This is a genomic window from Planococcus liqunii (assembly GCF_030413595.1).
GTDB lineage: Bacteria > Bacillota > Bacilli > Bacillales_A > Planococcaceae > Planococcus > Planococcus liqunii.
In genome coordinates, this window is sequence record NZ_CP129238.1 from 24,730 (window position 1) to 43,768 (window position 19,039).

12 protein-coding genes, 1 tRNA gene, 3 rRNA genes and 1 other RNA gene are annotated in these 19,039 nt (G+C 48.7%); 16 read left to right on the forward strand and 1 reads right to left on the reverse strand.

The annotated features are described in order from the left end of the window. Nucleotides 1-82: 82 nt before the first annotated feature. Together QWY22_RS00100 and QWY22_RS00105 are read left to right on the forward strand one after the other, a co-directional pair. Nucleotides 83-721 (forward strand): deoxynucleoside kinase, encoded by a 639-nt coding sequence (locus tag QWY22_RS00100; RefSeq protein WP_300982442.1) that lies wholly within the window; start codon nt 83-85, stop codon nt 719-721. Beyond that, nucleotides 718-1,386 (forward strand): deoxynucleoside kinase, encoded by a 669-nt coding sequence (locus QWY22_RS00105; RefSeq protein ID WP_300982443.1) that lies wholly within the window; start codon nt 718-720, stop codon nt 1,384-1,386. The genes QWY22_RS00100 and QWY22_RS00105 overlap by 4 nt, the downstream gene beginning before the upstream one ends. Nucleotides 1,387-1,597: 211 nt before the next feature. On the opposite strand, the gene QWY22_RS00110 is transcribed toward QWY22_RS00105, so the two are convergent. After that, nucleotides 1,598-1,690: transfer RNA gene (locus QWY22_RS00110), tRNA-Ser, on the reverse strand. A gap of 181 nt (nt 1,691-1,871) precedes the next feature. Here QWY22_RS00110 and ffs point away from each other — a divergent pair. From ffs to QWY22_RS00180, 14 genes are all read left to right on the forward strand, one after another. Next, an RNA gene (ffs, locus tag QWY22_RS00115) (signal recognition particle sRNA large type) lies at nt 1,872-2,137 on the forward strand. Between the two features lie 191 nt (nt 2,138-2,328). Then, nucleotides 2,329-4,065, forward strand: coding sequence for a DNA polymerase III subunit gamma/tau (gene dnaX, locus QWY22_RS00120; protein ID WP_300982444.1), 1,737 nt, complete (start codon nt 2,329-2,331; stop codon nt 4,063-4,065). Nucleotides 4,066-4,091: 26 nt separating this feature from the next. Further along, nucleotides 4,092-4,412, forward strand: a complete 321-nt coding sequence (locus QWY22_RS00125; RefSeq protein WP_036803687.1) for a YbaB/EbfC family nucleoid-associated protein — start codon at nt 4,092-4,094, stop codon at nt 4,410-4,412. A gap of 12 nt (nt 4,413-4,424) precedes the next feature. Continuing rightward, complete coding sequence (gene recR, locus QWY22_RS00130) at nt 4,425-5,021, forward strand: recombination mediator RecR (protein WP_036803689.1); 597 nt, start codon at nt 4,425-4,427, stop codon at nt 5,019-5,021. 600 nt (nt 5,022-5,621) lie between these two features. Next, nucleotides 5,622-7,171: ribosomal RNA gene (locus QWY22_RS00135) — 16S ribosomal RNA — on the forward strand. A gap of 191 nt (nt 7,172-7,362) precedes the next feature. Next, nucleotides 7,363-10,296 (forward strand): 23S ribosomal RNA (locus tag QWY22_RS00140). A 60-nt stretch (nt 10,297-10,356) separates the two neighbouring features. Then, nucleotides 10,357-10,472 (forward strand): 5S ribosomal RNA (gene rrf / locus QWY22_RS00145). Together the 16S, 23S and 5S rRNA genes form the textbook arrangement of a ribosomal RNA operon. A 153-nt stretch (nt 10,473-10,625) precedes the next feature. Next, a complete protein-coding gene (locus tag QWY22_RS00150) occupies nt 10,626-12,056 on the forward strand; it encodes an aminotransferase class I/II-fold pyridoxal phosphate-dependent enzyme (protein WP_300982445.1) in 1,431 nt (476 codons plus the stop codon). A 63-nt stretch (nt 12,057-12,119) separates the two neighbouring features. Continuing rightward, nucleotides 12,120-13,652, forward strand: coding sequence for an exopolyphosphatase (gene ppx, locus QWY22_RS00155; RefSeq protein ID WP_300984297.1), 1,533 nt, complete (start codon nt 12,120-12,122; stop codon nt 13,650-13,652). 65 nt (nt 13,653-13,717) lie between these two features. After that, nucleotides 13,718-15,829, forward strand: a complete 2,112-nt coding sequence (locus QWY22_RS00160) for an RNA degradosome polyphosphate kinase (protein ID WP_300982446.1) — start codon at nt 13,718-13,720, stop codon at nt 15,827-15,829. A 98-nt stretch (nt 15,830-15,927) separates the two neighbouring features. Next, on the forward strand, nt 15,928-16,575 hold the full coding sequence (gene tmk, locus QWY22_RS00165; RefSeq protein ID WP_300982447.1) for a dTMP kinase: 648 nt from the start codon (nt 15,928-15,930) through the stop codon (nt 16,573-16,575). Nucleotides 16,576-16,694: 119 nt separating this feature from the next. Continuing rightward, the gene (gene darA, locus QWY22_RS00170) at nt 16,695-17,024 is read left to right on the forward strand and encodes a cyclic di-AMP receptor DarA (protein ID WP_036802096.1); all 330 of its coding nucleotides are present in this window, start codon (nt 16,695-16,697) and stop codon (nt 17,022-17,024) included. A gap of 203 nt (nt 17,025-17,227) precedes the next feature. Next, nucleotides 17,228-18,220 (forward strand): DNA polymerase III subunit delta', encoded by a 993-nt coding sequence (holB, locus tag QWY22_RS00175; RefSeq protein WP_300982448.1) that lies wholly within the window; start codon nt 17,228-17,230, stop codon nt 18,218-18,220. 4 nt (nt 18,221-18,224) lie between these two features. Continuing rightward, a complete protein-coding gene (locus tag QWY22_RS00180; protein WP_036802100.1) occupies nt 18,225-19,037 on the forward strand; it encodes a PSP1 domain-containing protein in 813 nt (270 codons plus the stop codon). Nucleotides 19,038-19,039: the final 2 nt, after the last annotated feature.

A 19,039-nucleotide genomic window follows, 5' to 3' on the forward strand; every position in this document is an offset into this window, starting at 1 on the left:
TTTTTTTCCTACTTTTACCGTACGGTCTGTGGTAAAATAAATGGCACTGCAACACACTTGAACAGAAAGAGGGGAACTTCCCATGCCGGTGCCATTTATAACGGTAGAAGGCCCGATTGGCGTTGGCAAAACGTCACTGGCAAAAGCAATTGCTGACCACCATCGTTTTCAAATGCTGAAAGAAATCGTCGATGAAAATCCGTTTCTGACAAAGTTTTATGAAGACATTGAGGAATGGAGCTTCCAGACCGAAATGTTCTTTTTATGCAATCGCTATAAGCAATTGACCGATATACAGAAAAAATTCATTTCCAACCGTGAGCCTGTAGCAGCGGATTACCATATTTTCAAGAACTTGATTTTTGCCAAGCGGACGCTGCCCGATGCTGAGTATGCCAAATACGAAGCAATCTACAAAATCCTGACAGCGGATATGCCGGCGCCGAATATGGTGATTTACTTGCATGCCAGTTTGGATACGTTGATGAAGCGCATCAAAATGCGCGGACGTGAATTCGAGCAAATGATTACCCCGGCTTATATGGAACAGCTTGTTGCTGATTACCATGAGTTTATAGAACGTTTTGAGCGGGAGCATCCGGAAATTCCGGTGCTGCGTTTTAATGGAGATGAAATGGATTTTGTCCAGAATGAAGTGGATTTGCAGCAGATCCTGACGAAAGTGGATGAAACCTTACAACAAAGGAGTTTAACGATATGAATTTACGTGAAAAATACGGCATTCCGGAAAATGCTGTGATTACCATTGCCGGTACAGTAGGTGTCGGCAAATCAACGATGACCAAGGCATTGGCGGATACGCTTCATTTCCGCACATCGTTTGAAAAAGTGGATGCCAACCCTTACCTGGATTTGTTTTACGATGACTTCGAGAAATGGAGCTTCCATCTACAAATTTACTTCCTGGCAGAGCGCTTCAAAGAACAAAAGCGCATGTTTGAATACGGCGGCGGTTTTATCCAGGACCGTTCCATTTATGAAGATACCGGCATTTTCGCGAAAATGCATTGGGAAAAAGGCACGATGAATAACGTGGACTACGAAACATACACGAATCTGTTTGAAGCTATGGTAATGACGCCATACTTCCCGCATCCGGATTTATTGATTTACCTGGAAGGGTCGATTGAAGACATTCTGGGGCGCATCCAGGAACGCGGCCGCGCAATGGAACAGCAGACGCCGGTCGAGTACTGGCTTGAAATGCATGAACGCTACGAAAAATGGATCAATTCGTTCAACGGCTGCCCGGTGCTGCGCCTGAACATCAACGATTATGATCTGATGAATGACCCGGACTGCGCTGAACGCATCGTAGAACGCATCGGCAATTTCATGCAGCAAACTTCCTTATTGAAAAAATAAGCTTTTCCCCTGAGTCCGTAATGGCTCAGGGATTTTTTATTTCCCGGGAAATAGTTTACGAACCAATAAAAAAAGCAGATGGCTTTGGGCCACCTGCTTTAACGTCGTGTTTTATGTATCGAAATCTTCAGACATATATGTGTTAAGAAAAATTCGCTACTTTCGTAACGAATCCAATCTCGAATTTATATGCGCGTGTAAATTCAAAAAATGGAGGAGGAAGAGGGATTCGAACCCCCGCGGGATTTGACTCCCCTGTCGGTTTTCAAGACCGATCCCTTCAGCCAAACTTGGGTATTCCTCCGTATCAGACAAGAATTAATTTATCATAAAACGAAACAATGTGTCAACAGTTTCAGGAATTTTTTTTGAGATTTTTTTAGAAGCCTTATTTTTTCCTTACTAATACGGGTTTTTCAGCTATTTGAGATTAAATAAGAGTTACGGATTGATTTTTCCGGGGAATATTCGTATACTAGTTAATGCCGTGCTAGGTGGGAAGATAGCGGTGTCCTGTAACCTGCAATCCGCTTTAGCAGGACTGAATTCCTTTCCTAGGCTGTTTGTGTGCAGGGTCTGACTCTTGCACGTAGTGTTGACATTTGGGTCCTGCGCAATGGAAACCCATGAACCATGTCAGGTCCGGAAGGAAGCAGCATTAAGTGGATCTTTTCATGTGCCGTGGGGTCGCCTAGATCGAGCCAACGACAAGGGTAACGCTTGTGTGCAGCAGTCAAAGAAAGGTGCACGGCAATAATTTTAAAACTCAAGCCTGTCCGCAACTTCGCGGACAGGTTTTTTGTATGAAAAAATTCCGGCTGGGAATCCTATAATGACGACGAATAACAGCCGGCAATTCAGAGGGTAATCATTCAGGAGCCTCCTCTTTTTATGATATAATTAAGGGACGAAAAACATATTTCACAAAAGGAGAGAAAAACGTTGGCGTATCAAGCTTTTTACCGTGTGTACCGGCCGCAGTCCTTTTCCGAAATGTCAGGTCAGTCGCACATCAAACAAACCCTTCAAAATGCTCTCCTTTACAATAAGACCACGCATGCTTATTTGTTTTCAGGGCCACGGGGCACAGGGAAGACCAGTGCAGCGAAAATCTTTGCAAAAGCGCTCAATTGCGAACAGGCTCCTGTAGCAGAACCCTGCAACGAATGCAGTTCTTGTAAGAGCATAACTGAAGGATCCAATACAGACGTCATCGAATTTGATGCGGCTTCCAATTCCCGGGTAGAAGAAATGCGGGAGATCATTGAAAAGGTCCGGTTCTCTCCGGCCAATTCCCGTTTTAAGATCTACATCATCGATGAAGTGCACATGCTTTCCAACAGTGCCTTCAATGCCTTGCTGAAAACACTGGAAGAACCGCCAGAGCACGTCGTCTTTATTTTGGCGACAACGGAGCCGCATAAATTGCCGCTTACCATTATTTCCCGCTGCCAACGCTTTGATTTTAAGCGCTTGACGCAGACGGATATTGTGGAACGGATGATTGAAGTTCTGACAGATGCAGGCATTCCTTATAATGAGCAAGTATTGAAAGTGATTGCACAGGCAGCAGCGGGCGGCATGCGGGATGCACTCAGCCTGCTTGACCAGGTCGTGTCGTTCAGCGGTGATGAAATGACGCTTGAAGACGCACTGCTTGTGACAGGATCTATCAGCCAGGACATGTTTTACGACATTGCAGAAGCACTCGTCGAAAGAGACATTGGCCAGGCGCTGACGCTTCTGGAGCAATTGGTGCGAGATGGCAAGGATCCGGTACGGCTTGTGGAAGACTTTATTACCTTTTTCCGGGACTTGCTGTTGATTCAGACGGCGCCGGATCTTCACGATATGCTGGAACTCGCAGCTCACGAAGAACGCTTCGAAGCGCTCGCCAAGCAATTCGAGCCGGCAACGCTTTATGCGTGGATTGATGTGTTGACGAAAACCCAACAGGAAATGCGGTTTTCCAACCACACCAAAATTTATTTGGAGACTGCTCTCCTGAAAATGGTGCAGGCAGACGCTCCAGCCATGATCTCTTCAGATTCGGCTTCTCCGGAGCTGGAAGCCAAGGTCAATCAATTGGAGCAATTGGTGATCCAGCTCCAGCAGCAACTGAAAAACGGAGCAATAGCTGCAGCTCCGGCAGCCGCTAATGCGGAACCGAAGCGCCGCCAACGGTCTCAAAGTGCCTTTAAGATTCCCGTTGGCCGTATTCAGGACGTCTTAAAGAATGCGACCAAACCGGATATCCAGGCGATTAAAACCAATTGGGCAACAGTAATGGGCCAATTGCAAAGATCGCATGCGGCTTTATTGAACGAAGCGGAGCCGGTAGCGGCGTCAGCGGATGCTTTTGTGTTAAAATTCAAGTATGATATTCATTGCCAGATGGCTTCCGACAACCAGACCTTTGCGGTCGCTTTCAGCCAACTTCTGCAGCAGTACACAGGGAAAGCCTACACGCCGATTTTTGTGCCGGATGAAAGCTGGCTGAAAATACGTGAAGAGTTTATTAGAAGCAACGGGTTGAAAGCAGGGGCAGATGAGAAGCAGACGGAGTCTGAAGAACCACATCCGTTTTCTGCGGAAGGCTCAGCAGCGGAAGAAGATCCGTTCATTGCGGAAGCCGAGCGGCTATTCGGCAAAGATTTTGTCGAAATCCATGAAGATTAATAAAAAACCTTGAGGAGGAAACAATTATGCGCGGTGGCGGAAATATGCAAGGCATGATGAAACAAATGCAGAAAATGCAAAAACAAATGGCTGAGGCTCAAGAAGAACTAGGGACATTGAAATTCGAAGGATCAGCTGGCGGCGGAATGGTGAAAGTTACTGTATCCGGACACAAAGAAGTATTGGATGTAGTGTTGGATCCATCAGTTGTCGATCCGGAAGATGTTGAAATGCTTCAGGACCTATTGATCGTGGCAACAAACGAAGCGTTTAAAAAAGCGGATGAGCATGCGAATTCCACAATGGGGAAATTCACTAAGGGGTTAAATCTTCCAGGCATGTTCTAGGAGGTAAACAGGATGCATTATCCAGAACCGATATCGAAATTGATGGAAAGCTTTATGAAATTGCCAGGAATCGGGCCGAAAACAGCGGCCCGGCTGGCATTTTTTGTGCTTGGAATGAAAGAGGACACGGTCCTTGATTTTGCAAAAGCACTGGTGGATGCCAAACGGAATTTGAGTTTCTGCTCAAACTGCGGGCATATCACCGATGTCGATCCGTGCATGATTTGCCAGGACCAATCACGCGACCGGACAACGATTTGCGTGGTACAGGATCCAAAAGACGTTATCGCCATGGAAAAAATGCGCGACTATACGGGGCTGTATCATGTCCTTCAAGGAGCCATTTCTCCAATGGATGGCATTGGACCGGAAGATATCAATGTTCCTTCTTTATTGAAGCGGCTGCAGGATGAAACGGTCAGCGAATTGATATTAGCGACAAACCCGACAATTGAAGGGGAAGCGACGGCCATGTACATTTCGCGCCTGGTAAAACCTTCCGGTATTAAAACAACGCGCATTGCACACGGACTGCCAGTGGGCGGAGATCTGGAATATGCGGATGAAGTCACGCTGTCCAAAGCATTGGAAGGGCGCCGTGAGTTGTAGCCGAAGCAACTGTGGCCTCATTTAATACAGTAGTATATGCTGTTCCTTCTATAAAGAAGAAAGAACGGTTCAGAAGATGCAAGGTTTTAAAAGCAGTGGCTTACATAGCATTGCTTTTTCTTATGGGCTCGAACGGGCGCCTTCTTATAGAAGAAACAGAAACGAGCTCGGAGAAAGACGCGGGAATTGGTGCTTAATCGTTGACGGCGATAGCGACAGCTGTTATATTAATAAGCGTCCCAAAAAACAAGGCAATTAAAACCTTTAAAGTTTTAGTTGACGTTTGGCGGTTATTAAGTTATACTAATATAGTTGTAGTTGAGAAACGATATAACAACTGAATCGATCGATTAGCTTCAACAAAAGAAAGTTGAAATTAGTTGTTGACATCGATTCTGAAATAAGTTATACTAATAAAGTTGTCATTAAGAAAACGACACAACATGAACCTTGAAAACTGAACAGCAAAACGTCAACAGATAGCAACGGCCGCGCAAAACGGCCCGCGCAAATGTACTGATCAGGCTTCGGCCAGATCAAGCGACTCGTGCGTTCTTCGGAACGGCGAGACGCCAGCAGAATTTGAGCAATCGGTTCTCTATAATGGAGAGTTTGATCCTGGCTCAGGACGAACGCTGGCGGCGTGCCTAATACATGCAAGTCGAGCGGAACACTTGGAGCTTGCTCCAAGCGTTTAGCGGCGGACGGGTGAGTAACACGTGGGCAACCTGCCCTGCAGATCGGGATAACTCCGGGAAACCGGTGCTAATACCGAATAGTTTGACCTCCCTCCTGGGAGGTTACGGAAAGACGGTTTCGGCTGTCACTGCAGGATGGGCCCGCGGCGCATTAGCTAGTTGGTGGGGTAACGGCCCACCAAGGCGACGATGCGTAGCCGACCTGAGAGGGTGATCGGCCACACTGGGACTGAGACACGGCCCAGACTCCTACGGGAGGCAGCAGTAGGGAATCTTCCGCAATGGACGCAAGTCTGACGGAGCAACGCCGCGTGAGTGATGAAGGTTTTCGGATCGTAAAACTCTGTTGCGAGGGAAGAAACCGTGCCAATTAACTACTGGCACCTTGACGGTACCTCGCCAGAAAGCCACGGCTAACTACGTGCCAGCAGCCGCGGTAATACGTAGGTGGCAAGCGTTGTCCGGAATTATTGGGCGTAAAGCGCGCGCAGGCGGTCCTTTAAGTCTGATGTGAAAGCCCACGGCTCAACCGTGGAGGGTCATTGGAAACTGGGGGACTTGAGTGCAGAAGAGGAAAGTGGAATTCCATGTGTAGCGGTGAAATGCGTAGAGATGTGGAGGAACACCAGTGGCGAAGGCGACTTTCTGGTCTGTAACTGACGCTGAGGCGCGAAAGCGTGGGGAGCAAACAGGATTAGATACCCTGGTAGTCCACGCCGTAAACGATGAGTGCTAAGTGTTAGGGGGTTTCCGCCCCTTAGTGCTGCAGCTAACGCATTAAGCACTCCGCCTGGGGAGTACGGCCGCAAGGCTGAAACTCAAAGGAATTGACGGGGGCCCGCACAAGCGGTGGAGCATGTGGTTTAATTCGAAGCAACGCGAAGAACCTTACCAGGTCTTGACATCCCGCTGACCGCCTTGGAGACAGGGCTTTCCCTTCGGGGACAGCGGTGACAGGTGGTGCATGGTTGTCGTCAGCTCGTGTCGTGAGATGTTGGGTTAAGTCCCGCAACGAGCGCAACCCTTGATCTTAGTTGCCAGCATTCAGTTGGGCACTCTAAGGTGACTGCCGGTGACAAACCGGAGGAAGGTGGGGATGACGTCAAATCATCATGCCCCTTATGACCTGGGCTACACACGTGCTACAATGGACGGTACAAAGGGCTGCCAACCCGCGAGGGGGAGCCAATCCCAGAAAACCGTTCTCAGTTCGGATTGCAGGCTGCAACTCGCCTGCATGAAGCCGGAATCGCTAGTAATCGTGGATCAGCATGCCACGGTGAATACGTTCCCGGGCCTTGTACACACCGCCCGTCACACCACGAGAGTTTGTAACACCCGAAGTCGGTGAGGTAACCCTTGTGGAGCCAGCCGCCGAAGGTGGGACAGATGATTGGGGTGAAGTCGTAACAAGGTAGCCGTATCGGAAGGTGCGGCTGGATCACCTCCTTTCTAAGGATAATCTCGGAACGGAGCTTACGCTCCGGTTGACGTTTTGCGTTCAGTTTTGAAGGTTCACCTTCGGCGATGCCGAGTTGGAACTTCAACAACTTGTTCTTTGAAAACTGGATATGACGACATTGAAACAACGAAAACAAGCAACACGAGTGATGAGACCGATTTGGTTCGGTCGACTTTCTAATGGTTAAGTTAGAAAGGGCGCACGGTGGATGCCTTGGCACTAGGAGCCGAAGAAGGACGGCACTAACACCGATATGCTCCGGGGAGCTGTAAGTGAGCATTGATCCGGAGATTTCCGAATGGGGGAACCCACCGCCTTTAATGGGGCGGTATCCATGTGTGAATTCATAGCACATGAGAAGGCAGACCCAGGGAACTGAAACATCTAAGTACCTGGAGGAACAGAAAGCAAATGCGATTCCCTGAGTAGCGGCGAGCGAAACGGGATCAGCCCAAACCAAGAGGCTTGCCTCTTGGGGTTGTAGGACACTCAATACGGAGTTACAAAAGAAGCGGTTAGGCGAAGCGACCTGGAACGGTCCGCCACAGTGGGTAACAGCCCCGTAGCCGAAAATCGCTTCCCTCCTGAGTGGATCCTGAGTACGGCGGAACACGTGAAATTCCGTCGGAATCCGGGAGGACCATCTCCCAAGGCTAAATACTACCTAGTGACCGATAGTGAACCAGTACCGTGAGGGAAAGGTGAAAAGCACCCCGGAAGGGGAGTGAAACAGATCCTGAAACCGTGTGCCTACAACTAGTCAAAGCCCGTTTATGGGTGATGGCGTGCCTTTTGTAGAATGAACCGGCGAGTTACGATTGCATGCAAGGTTAAGGTGAGAAGCCGGAGCCGCAGCGAAAGCGAGTCTGAATAGGGCGAATGAGTATGCAGTTGTAGACCCGAAACCAGGTGATCTACCCATGTCCAGGGTGAAGGTAAGGTAACACTTACTGGAGGCCCGAACCCACGCACGTTGAAAAGTGCGGGGATGAGGTGTGGGTAGCGGAGAAATTCCAATCGAACCTGGAGATAGCTGGTTCTCTCCGAAATAGCTTTAGGGCTAGCCTCAAGATTGAGAATCCTGGAGGTAGAGCACTGTTTGGACTAGGGGCCCATCCCGGGTTACCGAATTCAGACAAACTCCGAATGCCAGTGATTTATGCTTGGGAGTCAGACTGCGAGTGATAAGATCCGTAGTCAAGAGGGAAACAGCCCAGACCACCAGCTAAGGTCCCCAAATATCCGTTAAGTGGAAAAGGATGTGGCGTTGCTTAGACAACCAGGATGTTGGCTTAGAAGCAGCCATCATTTAAAGAGTGCGTAATAGCTCACTGGTCGAGTGACACTGCGCCGAAAATGTACCGGGGCTAAACGGATTACCGAAGCTGTGGATGGACATCTCAGATGTCCGTGGTAGGAGAGCGTTCTAAGGGCGTCGAAGCGGGACCGGAAGGATCCGTGGAGCGCTTAGAAGTGAGAATGCCGGTATGAGTAACGAAAGACGGGTGAGAATCCCGTCCACCGAATGCCTAAGGTTTCCTGAGGAAGGCTCGTCCGCTCAGGGTCAGTCGGGACCTAAGTCGAGGCCGATAGGCGTAGACGATGGACAACAGGTTGATATTCCTGTACCACCTCCCCGCCGTTTGAGCAATGGGGGGACGCAGAAGGATAAGGCGAGCGCGCCGTTGGTTGAGCGCGTCCAAGCAGCAAGGTGGGAAACGAGGCAAATCCCGTTTCCGCAAACATTGAACTGTGACGGCAAGGGGCGTATGCCCTGGAGTCCCTGATTTCACACTGCCAAGAAAAGCCTCTAGCGAGGCGGGAGGTGCCCGTACCGCAAACCGACACAGGTAGGCGAGAAGAGAATTCTAAGGTGAGCGAGTGAACTCTCGTTAAGGAACTCGGCAAAATGACCCCGTAACTTCGGGAGAAGGGGTGCTCTGGTAGGGTGTATAGCCCGAGAGAGCCGCAGTGAATAGGCCCAGGCGACTGTTTAGCAAAAACACAGGTCTCTGCAAAACCGTAAGGTGACGTATAGGGGCTGACGCCTGCCCGGTGCTGGAAGGTTAAGGGGAGTGCTTAGCGCAAGCGAAGGTGCGAACTGAAGCCCCAGTAAACGGCGGCCGTAACTATAACGGTCCTAAGGTAGCGAAATTCCTTGTCGGGTAAGTTCCGACCCGCACGAAAGGCGTAACGATCTGGGCACTGTCTCAACGAGAGACTCGGTGAAATTATAGTACCTGTGAAGATGCAGGTTACCCGCGACAGGACGGAAAGACCCCGTGGAGCTTTACTGCAGCCTGATATTGAATTTTGGTGCAACTTGTACAGGATAGGTAGGAGCCAGAGAACCCGGAGCGCCAGCTTCGGGGGAGGCGTCGGTGGGATACTACCCTGGTTGTATTGAAATTCTAACCCACGCCCCTGATCGGGGCGGGAGACAGTGTCAGGCGGGCAGTTTGACTGGGGCGGTCGCCTCCTAAAGAGTAACGGAGGCGCCCAAAGGTTCCCTCAGAATGGTTGGAAATCATTCGCAGAGTGTAAAGGCACAAGGGAGCTTGACTGCGAGACGTACAGGTCGAGCAGGGTCGAAAGACGGGCTTAGTGATCCGGTGGTTCCGCATGGAAGGGCCATCGCTCAACGGATAAAAGCTACCCCGGGGATAACAGGCTTATCTCCCCCAAGAGTCCACATCGACGGGGAGGTTTGGCACCTCGATGTCGGCTCATCGCATCCTGGGGCTGTAGTCGGTCCCAAGGGTTGGGCTGTTCGCCCATTAAAGCGGTACGCGAGCTGGGTTCAGAACGTCGTGAGACAGTTCGGTCCCTATCCGTCGCGGGCGCAGGAAATTTGAGAGGAGCTGTCCTTAGTACGAGAGGACCGGGATGGACACACCGCTGGTGTACCAGTTGTTCCGCCAGGGGCATCGCTGGGTAGCTATGTGTGGCCGGGATAAGTGCTGAAAGCATCTAAGCACGAAGCCCCCCTCAAGATGAGATTTCCCATTGCGCAAGCAAGTAAGATCCCTCAAAGACGATGAGGTAGATAGGTTCGGGGTGGAAGCGCAGCGATGCGTGCAGCTGACGAATACTAATCGATCGAGGACTTAACCAACATAGTTGTTTTCAATGTCGCATATCCAGTTTTGAGGGCGCAAGCACTCAATAAAACGAGTCCAGTGATGATGGCAAAGAGGCCACACCCGTTCCCATCCCGAACACGGAAGTTAAGCTCTTTTGCGCCGATGGTAGTTGGGGGTTTCCCCCTGTGAGAGTAGGACATTGCTGGGCCAAGAAAAAAAGCCGTTGCCGGTATTCCCGGCGGCGGCTTTTTTGTGTTTTCTTTTTTTAATTTCTACTGAGTGCTCTGCGCCTGCCAAACTGCTAAAGGCGGGACATTCCGTTATAATGAACGTAATTCAAATTAGGTAAGGATGGAGATTTATGACGCACCGCAGACCTTTAATTGACGCATTAACTGCATTTCAACAACAGCAGCCGATTTCATTTCATGTACCGGGACATAAAAACGGCGAGCTATCGGCGTTGCCGCCTGAGGTGCGTTCAGCGCTGCCATATGATTTGACTGAAGTGACAGGCCTTGACGATCTTCATTATCCGGAAGAGGCTATTCAGGAGGCACAGCAGTTGCTGGCGGAAGCTTACGGCGCGGACCAAAGTTTCTTTTTGGTAAACGGTTCGACAGTCGGCAATTTGGCGATGGTCTATGCGGCTTGCCAAGAAGGGGATACGGTCATTGTCCAGCGCAATGCGCATAAGTCTATTTTCCATGCGTTGGAGCTGGCAAAAGCACGCCCCGTGTATGTGGCGCCGGAGTGGGATGAGGAATCAATGACAGCCGCCGGAGTGGCATTTGCCGATATCACAGCAGCAGTCACAGCTCATCCGGAAGCGGCTGCCGTTATTTTGACCTACCCGAATTACTACGGCATGGCGACGGCCGGATTAAAGGAAATCATAACGTTTTGCCAGTCGCAGGGGATGGCTGTATTGGTCGATGAAGCACACGGCGCCCATTTTCAAATCGGCGATCCGTACCCTGCTTCAGCACTGGCATACGGCGCAGATGTTGTCGTCCAGTCCGCCCATAAGACTTTGCCGGCCATGACGATGGGGTCTTTTTTACATATCCAAGGCGATTTGGTAAACAGAGAAAAAATCAAGAAATATTTGCGGATGCTGCAGTCGAGCAGCCCGTCTTACCTTATTATGGCTTCGCTTGATGATGCACGCGCCTTTGTCGAAACCTATTCACAGCCGGATACTCGGTATTTTAAAGACAAGCGGAAACAATTTATCAGAGGGCTGAAAAGCATTCCGAGACTGGAAGTCTTTGAATCGGACGACCCCCTGAAGCTGATGCTCCGGGTGGAAGGCTATAATGGCTTCCAACTGAAGGAGCAACTGGAGAAAGCCGGAATCCATGCGGAATTGGCTGATCCTTATCAGGTGCTGCTGATTTTGCCTTTGCTAAAACAAATTCATGCCTATCCTTTTGCGGAAGTGCGAAAACGCGTGAAGGAAGCGGTAAGGGCACTGGATCAGTATCCGGGAGATGCGCTTGCGGTAAAGATGCCGATTCAGCAGACCATCAGTGTCCCTGACATTTCCTTCGCGCAAATGGACACGGAGACCCGTGAATGGATTTCTTATACAGCGGCGGTTGGGCGAATTTCTGCCGGCATGGTCGTCCCTTACCCGCCAGGCATTCCGTTGATTGTTCCAGGGGAAAAATGGACCCTTGAAAAGCTTGAAGGACTCGCCGATTATTTGGCAACCGGAGCGCAGATTCAAGGAGAACACCGACTGGAAGAAAAATTAATCTGTGTACTGCCTGAGATAAAAAGGCAATAAATGCTGAGAATTGGGTATGGTAAAAGTATACGAAATTTTACAGGGCGGGATGTGGAGAATATGATGGACCAGGAAAAGTACGCCATTGTGGATATTGGATCGAATACAATGAGGCTCGTGATTTACTCGCGTGATAAAAGCGGCAGGCTGACAGAAAGCGAAAACGTCAAAGCGGTCGCGCGCTTGCGCAATTATTTATCGGAAAGTGGAAAGCTGGAGCCGGAAGGAATGGATGTTTTAATACATACTCTTCAAGGCTTTCAGGAAGTGACGAGGCACCATAACCTCAATGAAGTCAGATGTGTGGCGACAGCTGCTATCCGGCAAGCCAATAACCAGGAAGAGATTTTGGAGCGGGTGGAAAAGGAAACCGACTTTTCGATGCGGATTTTATCCGAATTCGAAGAAGCGAACTATGGTTTTTTGGCGGTCGTCAACTCCACGCCATTTGAAAGCGGGATCACAGTGGATATTGGGGGAGGCAGTACGGAAATCACGTATTTCCAGAACCGAAAGTTGATTTATTTCTATAGTTTTCCGTTCGGGGCCTTGTCGTTAAAACAGCAATTCGTCAAAAATGATGTGCCGACTGCACAGGAGCTAAAGGCCCTTCGGAAGTTTCTGAAAGAGCAGTTCAGCATTTTGCCTTGGCTGAAGAACAAGAAACTGCCTTTGATCGGCATTGGGGGAAGTGCGCGGAACCTGGCTCAAATCCATCAGGAACACATCGGCTATCCGGTAGCCGGCATCCATCAGTACATGATGTCCGAAAGCAATGTGAAAAGCGTCCATAGCCTGCTGTTAGACATGGACTTCTCAGAAATTCAGCGAGTGGAAGGACTGACCAAGGACCGGGCGGATATTATCATTCCAGCCATCGAGGTGTTTGTCCACTTGATGGATTATATCGATACGGATACATTTGCCTTAAGCAGAAAAGGCTTGCGTGACGGCGTATTTTATGAAGAGATGATCAAAGATTTCGAGCTTTCCATTTTTCCGAATGTGCTGGAAGAAAGTTTCTATGAGCTGGCCAGCGATTTTGACATCAATCTGACCCATGCCACCCATGTCACTGCGAATGCTACGATGATTTTCAGGGAACTGGAGAAATGCGGGGTCTTTTCTTTAGAGCCGAATGATGCGAAATATATCCGCCTGGGGAGCGCCTTATACAACCTGGGCTCTTACATCGATGCAGAAGCGAGCCATCAGCATACGTTTTATTTATTGGCAAACCGCACCATTGACGGCTTGCTCCATAAAGACCGGATGACGGTGGCGCTGATTGCCTCCTTTAAAAACCGGGAAGTGTTTAAACGCAATGCAGCGATGTATGAGGATTGGTTTACAAAAGACGAACTGGCCAAATACAGTTTGTTTGGCGCTATTGTAAAACTGGCCTACAGTTTGAATGCAACCAAGCGGGACATTATCAAGGATATTCAAATCGAAGCATTGGCCAATCAGGAACTGGTGTTTAAAATTTTGTGCGACAGTGATTGGAAACCGGAGCAATACCAAGCGGAAAAACAAAAGAAGCATCTGGAAAAACAGCTGAAGAAGTCCATTCAATTTCAATTTATGAAGAATTAATTGTCTTTCATTTTTCCTAAAAGAATGAGAAGGCAAGAATCTGACATGAAAAGGTGGTGGAACATGTGCCGAACGTAAAGAAAACCGCCGTTAACCTGGATAACCCTTCTTATTACAACAATAGAGAACTCAGCTGGCTGGCATTTAACGAAAGAGTATTAAGGGAATCTTTGGATGAGCGCAATCCTTTGCTGGAGCGCTTTAAGTTTTTGTCGATTTTCAGTTCGAACTTGGATGAATTTTTTATGGTGCGGGTGGCAGGCCTCCAGGACCAAGTCAAAGTGGGGTTTGCCCGGCCAGAGAACAAGGCGGGAATGACACCGCGGCAGCAGTTGAAGGAAATCGGCAATAAAACGCATGAGTTGGTGGATTTGCAGTACAAAACTTTGCGCGATGTGCTGCTTCCGCAAATGAAGCAGCACGGCGTCCGGATCCATAAAATGGATGAGTTGACCGAACGGGAGCTCAAGGAAATTGAAGCGTATTTCGATGAACTGATTTTCCCGGTGCTGACGCCACTGGCGATTGATGCCTATAGGCCATTTCCGATGCTGCTGAACCGCAGCATTAACTTGGCCGTTTTGCTGGAGGACCGGGATAAAGAAGCGGCTTCTCCGTTCAAAACAGCGATTGTCCAAATGCCGGCCGTACTGGACCGCTTTGTTTACTTGGATGATAAGGCGGGCAAAGAACGTTTTGTTTTGCTGGAAGACGTTATCCGGCGCTTTATCGGCAAATTGTTCCAAGGGTTTAAAGTGGTGTCGGCATCTATTTTCCGAATTACGCGCAATGCCGATATGACCATTCATGAAGAAGGCGCCCGCGACTTGCTGAAAGAAATTGAAGAAGAGCTGAGGAAGCGCAAATGGGGGGCCGCAGTGCGCCTGGAAGTGCAAAAAGAAGGTATTGACCCTAATATGCTTACGTATTTAACCGAAGCGCTTGAAATCAATAAAAAAGACGTTTATGAAGTGGAAGGTCCAATCGATTTGACCTTGTTTTTCAACTTCTATAAAAAAATGGAGAAAACCCATAAAAAGCTCGTCTATGAAAAAAGAATTTCCCAGCCGCCCCGCGACTTGGCTTCCGGTGAAGATATTTTTGACCAAGTGGCTGAACAGGATATCTTTTTGCACCATCCTTATGAATCGTTCGGACCTGTCGTGGAGTTTATGTCAAAAGCTGCTGACGACCCGGATGTTCTGGCAATCAAACAGACGCTGTACCGGGTGAGCGGTGATTCGCCCATTATCAAAGCTTTGAAAAGAGCAGCTGAAAACGGGAAACAAGTCACTGTGCTGGTGGAATTGAAAGCCCGATTTGACGAAGAAAATAATGTGCAGTGGGCAAAAGAATTGGAGCAGGCTGGGTGCCACGTCATTTATGGCATTACGCATTTGAAAACCCACAGCAAAATTACGCTCGTTGTACGCAAGAAAAACGGACATATTGCCCGTTTCGTACATTTGGGGACCGGCAACTACAATGATCAAACTGCAAAAATCTACACCGATATGAGCCTTTTCACTTCCGACCGGGAATTCGGTGTGGATGCGACGAACTTCTTCAATTATTTGAGCGGCTATACGGAAAAACCGGCATTCCATCATTTGTCCGTGGCGCCTTTCAGTATCCGCAAAGATTTTTTGGAGATGATTGAAGCGGAAATCAAGCACCACCAAAAATCCAATAATGGCCGCATCATTGCAAAGATGAACTCGCTTACGGACAAAGCGATCATTAAGAAGTTGTACGAAGCTTCGATCGAAGGGGTGCGCGTAGATTTGATTGTAAGAGGCATTTGCTGCTTGCGTCCCGGCATCAAAGGAATCAGCGAACACATACGGGTCCGGAGCATTGTCGGGAGGTTGCTCGAACACAGCCGGGTCTATTATTTCTACCATAACGGGGAAGAAAAGACGTTTTTGTCTTCAGCCGATATGATGACGCGGAATATGGAAAATCGGATTGAAATTCTCTTTCCGGTTCACAGCCGCCGGATTAAAAAACAAGTGAAGCATGTGCTGGAAATGGCTTTAAAGGACAATGTCAAAGCGCGTGAACAAGATGCATCCGGACACTACCATTACGTGAAAAGAAAAGACGGCGACAAGGAAATCAACAGCCAGCTGCAATTATACAATGAAGCGTATCAAGTGGCAGAAGACGAGGAATGAGCCTGATTGAAGCTTTTTGATCAGGCTTTATTTGCCTGTAAATGCTCAGCTTCCTGTATAGTGGAAGAATAACAACATCAAGAAAACGGGTGAAACGAATGGGTTATTTAATTACGCTGGAAGGCGGAGAAGGTGCAGGGAAATCGAGCATTTTAACACGTTTGGCTTCTGCGCTGGAACAACAGGGACATACAGTGGTTTGCACAAGGGAACCGGGCGGCATCGAAATCGCGGAACAAATCCGGAAAGTGATTCTCGACCGGGAGAATGTCCAAATGGATCCACGGACAGAAGCTTTATTGTATGCAGCCGCCAGAAGGCAGCATTTAGTGGAACGCATCATTCCGGCTATGGAAGCGGGAAAAGTCGTACTATGCGATCGGTACATAGACAGCAGTTTGGCATATCAGGGTCACGCAAGAGGCCTTGGCATAGAAGAGATTTACGCTATCAATAAATTTGCCATCGATGAATATATGCCGGATTTAACGCTTTATTTTGATGTAGAGCCGGCCGTCGGGCTTGCCCGCATCGAAAAAGACACCGGCCGTGAAGTGAACCGGCTGGATGTGGAATCGTTGAAATTCCATGAAGCGGTGCGCGAAGGCTATCAGCTGCTTGTTCAGCAGGATCCGGAGCGGATCAAGGTCATAGACGCTGGAAACAGCTTGGATCAGGTATTGGCGGATGCCCTCTATCGTGTCATGGAATTTGTCGGAACAGACGAAAAATCGGGGAATCGCTGACAGCGGCGGACCGGATTCGATTGGGCATTGGAAGGGACGGCCCCAGGAAAGATATGCGGCGCCCACCTTTCTTCATGGTATACTTATATAGAAGGAATACGAAAAAGGAGTGAGTGCTGATGAAACTCGTTGTTGCAGTCGTGCAAGATCAAGACAGTAATCGTTTGTCCAATGCGTTAACCAAAAATGATTTCCGGGCTACTAAACTTGCCAGTACTGGAGGGTTCTTGCGCTCAGGGAATACCACTTTTTTGATTGGGGTTGAAGATGGCCTTGTGCCGAATCTAATGGATTTAATCCGGGACAACTGCCGTTCGCGTGAACAAATGGTTGCACCTGTTTCGCCGATGGGCGGAAATGCAGATTCATATATTCCATATCCAGTTGAAGTGGAAGTAGGCGGCGCGACAATCTTTGTCTTGCCAATTGAGCAATTCCATCATTTTTAAGTGTTCCTAAAAACGCTTGATGCGTGAAGCAATAAAGAGAAACTTCAACCGGTGGGGATTTTTCATTCCTCGCCGGTTGGCAGTTGATCCAAATGAACGTTTATGGACAGTTCGTCTCCGTTATATAGGGATAAATAATAGAGGAATCCCGTGCTCCGTCTGGAACACGGGATTTTTTACAAAGGCTGAATGAAGGTGAAAGTGTGCAAAAGACCATCGAAGAATTCCAGGAAATGCAGCCGGTCGTCATGAAAAGGCTCCAAGGCGCATATGCAAAAGATCGATTGGCCCACGCTTATTTGTTTGAAGGGCCGGCAGGGTCAGGCGTAACGGAAGTGACGCACTTTTTTGTAAAATTGCTGCTTTGTGAAAATCCGGCAGAAAATGTTCCATGTGAAACATGCCGAAGCTGCCAGCTTTACAATTCAGGAAACCATCCGAGCATCGTATTCATTGAGCCGGATGGCCAAAACATCAAAATCGATCAAATACGTGAATTGATTTTCAATATGAATAAAACGGGTTTTAGTACAGGCCGTAAAATATATGTGATTCAAGATGCAGACCGTATGAACAACGCCTCTGCCAATGCATTGCTGAAGTTTTTAGAAGAACCGGAAATGAACGTCACGGCGATTTTGCTGACGGAGCGCTTGAATGCCATCATGACAACGATTCGTTCGCGCTGCCAGCTGGTGTCATTTCAGCCGCTGTCACGGCCGAAAATGATGGAACGGCTAATCGGCGGCGGCATGACGGCATCACTCGCCGCGACGGTCAGCATGCTGACGCAAAACTTGGACGAGGCAAAAGAGCTGGCTGCGGATGAAGCTTTCATTCAACAGCGCAAAGTTGTGTTAAAATTAGTGGAAGCTGTAAACAGCAATGTCCATGAAGCTCTTTTGTTGCTGCAATCGGACTGGCTTCCGGTATTTAAAGAAAAAGAAGATACCGAAAGAGGGCTCGACATGTTATTATTTGCATATCGGGACATCGCTTCGGTAAAAGCGGGTCTTGAAACTGCTCGAACTTATCCAGATATGGATGAACTATGGAAACAGATGGCGCTTCAGCGTTCATATCCCGTGCTTTCCAAGCAATTGCAGGCTGTTTTGCAGGCCAAACAGCAATTGCCGCGCAATATGAACCGAACGCTGCTGATGGAGCAGTTAATGCTGAACCTGCAGGAGGGATAAGCAAGTGTACAATGTAATTGGTGTCCGCTTTAAGAAAGCGGGTAAAATATATTATTTCGACCCTGGCGAGTTTGCGATCCAAAAAGACGATTACGTCATCGTAGAAACGGCAAGAGGGATTGAATACGGCAAAGTTGTCGTGCCGGTTAAAACAGTGGAGGAGCACGATGTTGTGCTTCCCTTAAAACAAGTGGTCCGTGTTGCAAGTGAACGGGACCGCCAGCAAGTAGAGGAAAACCGCTTGGAAGCCGGACGTGCTTTTGAGATGGGAACGCAAAAAATTGAAGAGCACCGGCTGGAAATGAAGCTGGTGGACGTGGAATACACATTTGACCGCAATAAAGTCATCTTTTATTTCACCGCAGAAGGGCGTGTCGACTTCCGCAACCTGGTGAAAGATTTAGCTTCTATTTTCCGGACGCGCATCGAATTGCGCCAAATCGGCGTACGGGATGAAGCAAAAATGCTGGGAGGCATCGGCCCTTGCGGACGGATGTTGTGCTGTTCGACGTTTTTAGGTGATTTTGAGCCGGTGTCGATCAAAATGGCGAAAGACCAGAATTTATCGCTAAATCCTTCGAAAATCTCCGGGTTATGTGGACGCTTGATGTGCTGCCTGAAATACGAGAACGATGAATACGAAACGGCGAAAAAAGAAATGCCGGACGTTGGCACCCGGGTTTCTACGCCTGATGGCGATGGCCGTGTCGTAGGCATGAATATATTGGAACGTGTGTTAAAAATTCGCTTAACTGAGCAGGAACAGACATTAGAATACTCATTAAGTGAGATAATGGGCCAAGGAACGAGAGCGTGAGG

What these genes read in the sequence shown, in the direction of transcription:
- QWY22_RS00100 (WP_300982442.1), top strand. Translation starts at nt 83, where the DNA reads ATGCCGGTGCCATTTATAACGGTAGAAGGCCCGATTGGCGTTGGCAAA.
- QWY22_RS00105 (WP_300982443.1), top strand. Translation starts at nt 718, where the DNA reads ATGAATTTACGTGAAAAATACGGCATTCCGGAAAATGCTGTGATTACC.
- QWY22_RS00125 (WP_036803687.1), top strand. Translation starts at nt 4,092, where the DNA reads ATGCGCGGTGGCGGAAATATGCAAGGCATGATGAAACAAATGCAGAAA.
- recR (WP_036803689.1), top strand. Translation starts at nt 4,425, where the DNA reads ATGCATTATCCAGAACCGATATCGAAATTGATGGAAAGCTTTATGAAA.
- QWY22_RS00150 (WP_300982445.1), top strand. Translation starts at nt 10,626, where the DNA reads ATGACGCACCGCAGACCTTTAATTGACGCATTAACTGCATTTCAACAA.
- ppx (WP_300984297.1), top strand. Translation starts at nt 12,120, where the DNA reads ATGGACCAGGAAAAGTACGCCATTGTGGATATTGGATCGAATACAATG.
- tmk (WP_300982447.1), top strand. Translation starts at nt 15,928, where the DNA reads ATGGGTTATTTAATTACGCTGGAAGGCGGAGAAGGTGCAGGGAAATCG.
- darA (WP_036802096.1), top strand. Translation starts at nt 16,695, where the DNA reads ATGAAACTCGTTGTTGCAGTCGTGCAAGATCAAGACAGTAATCGTTTG.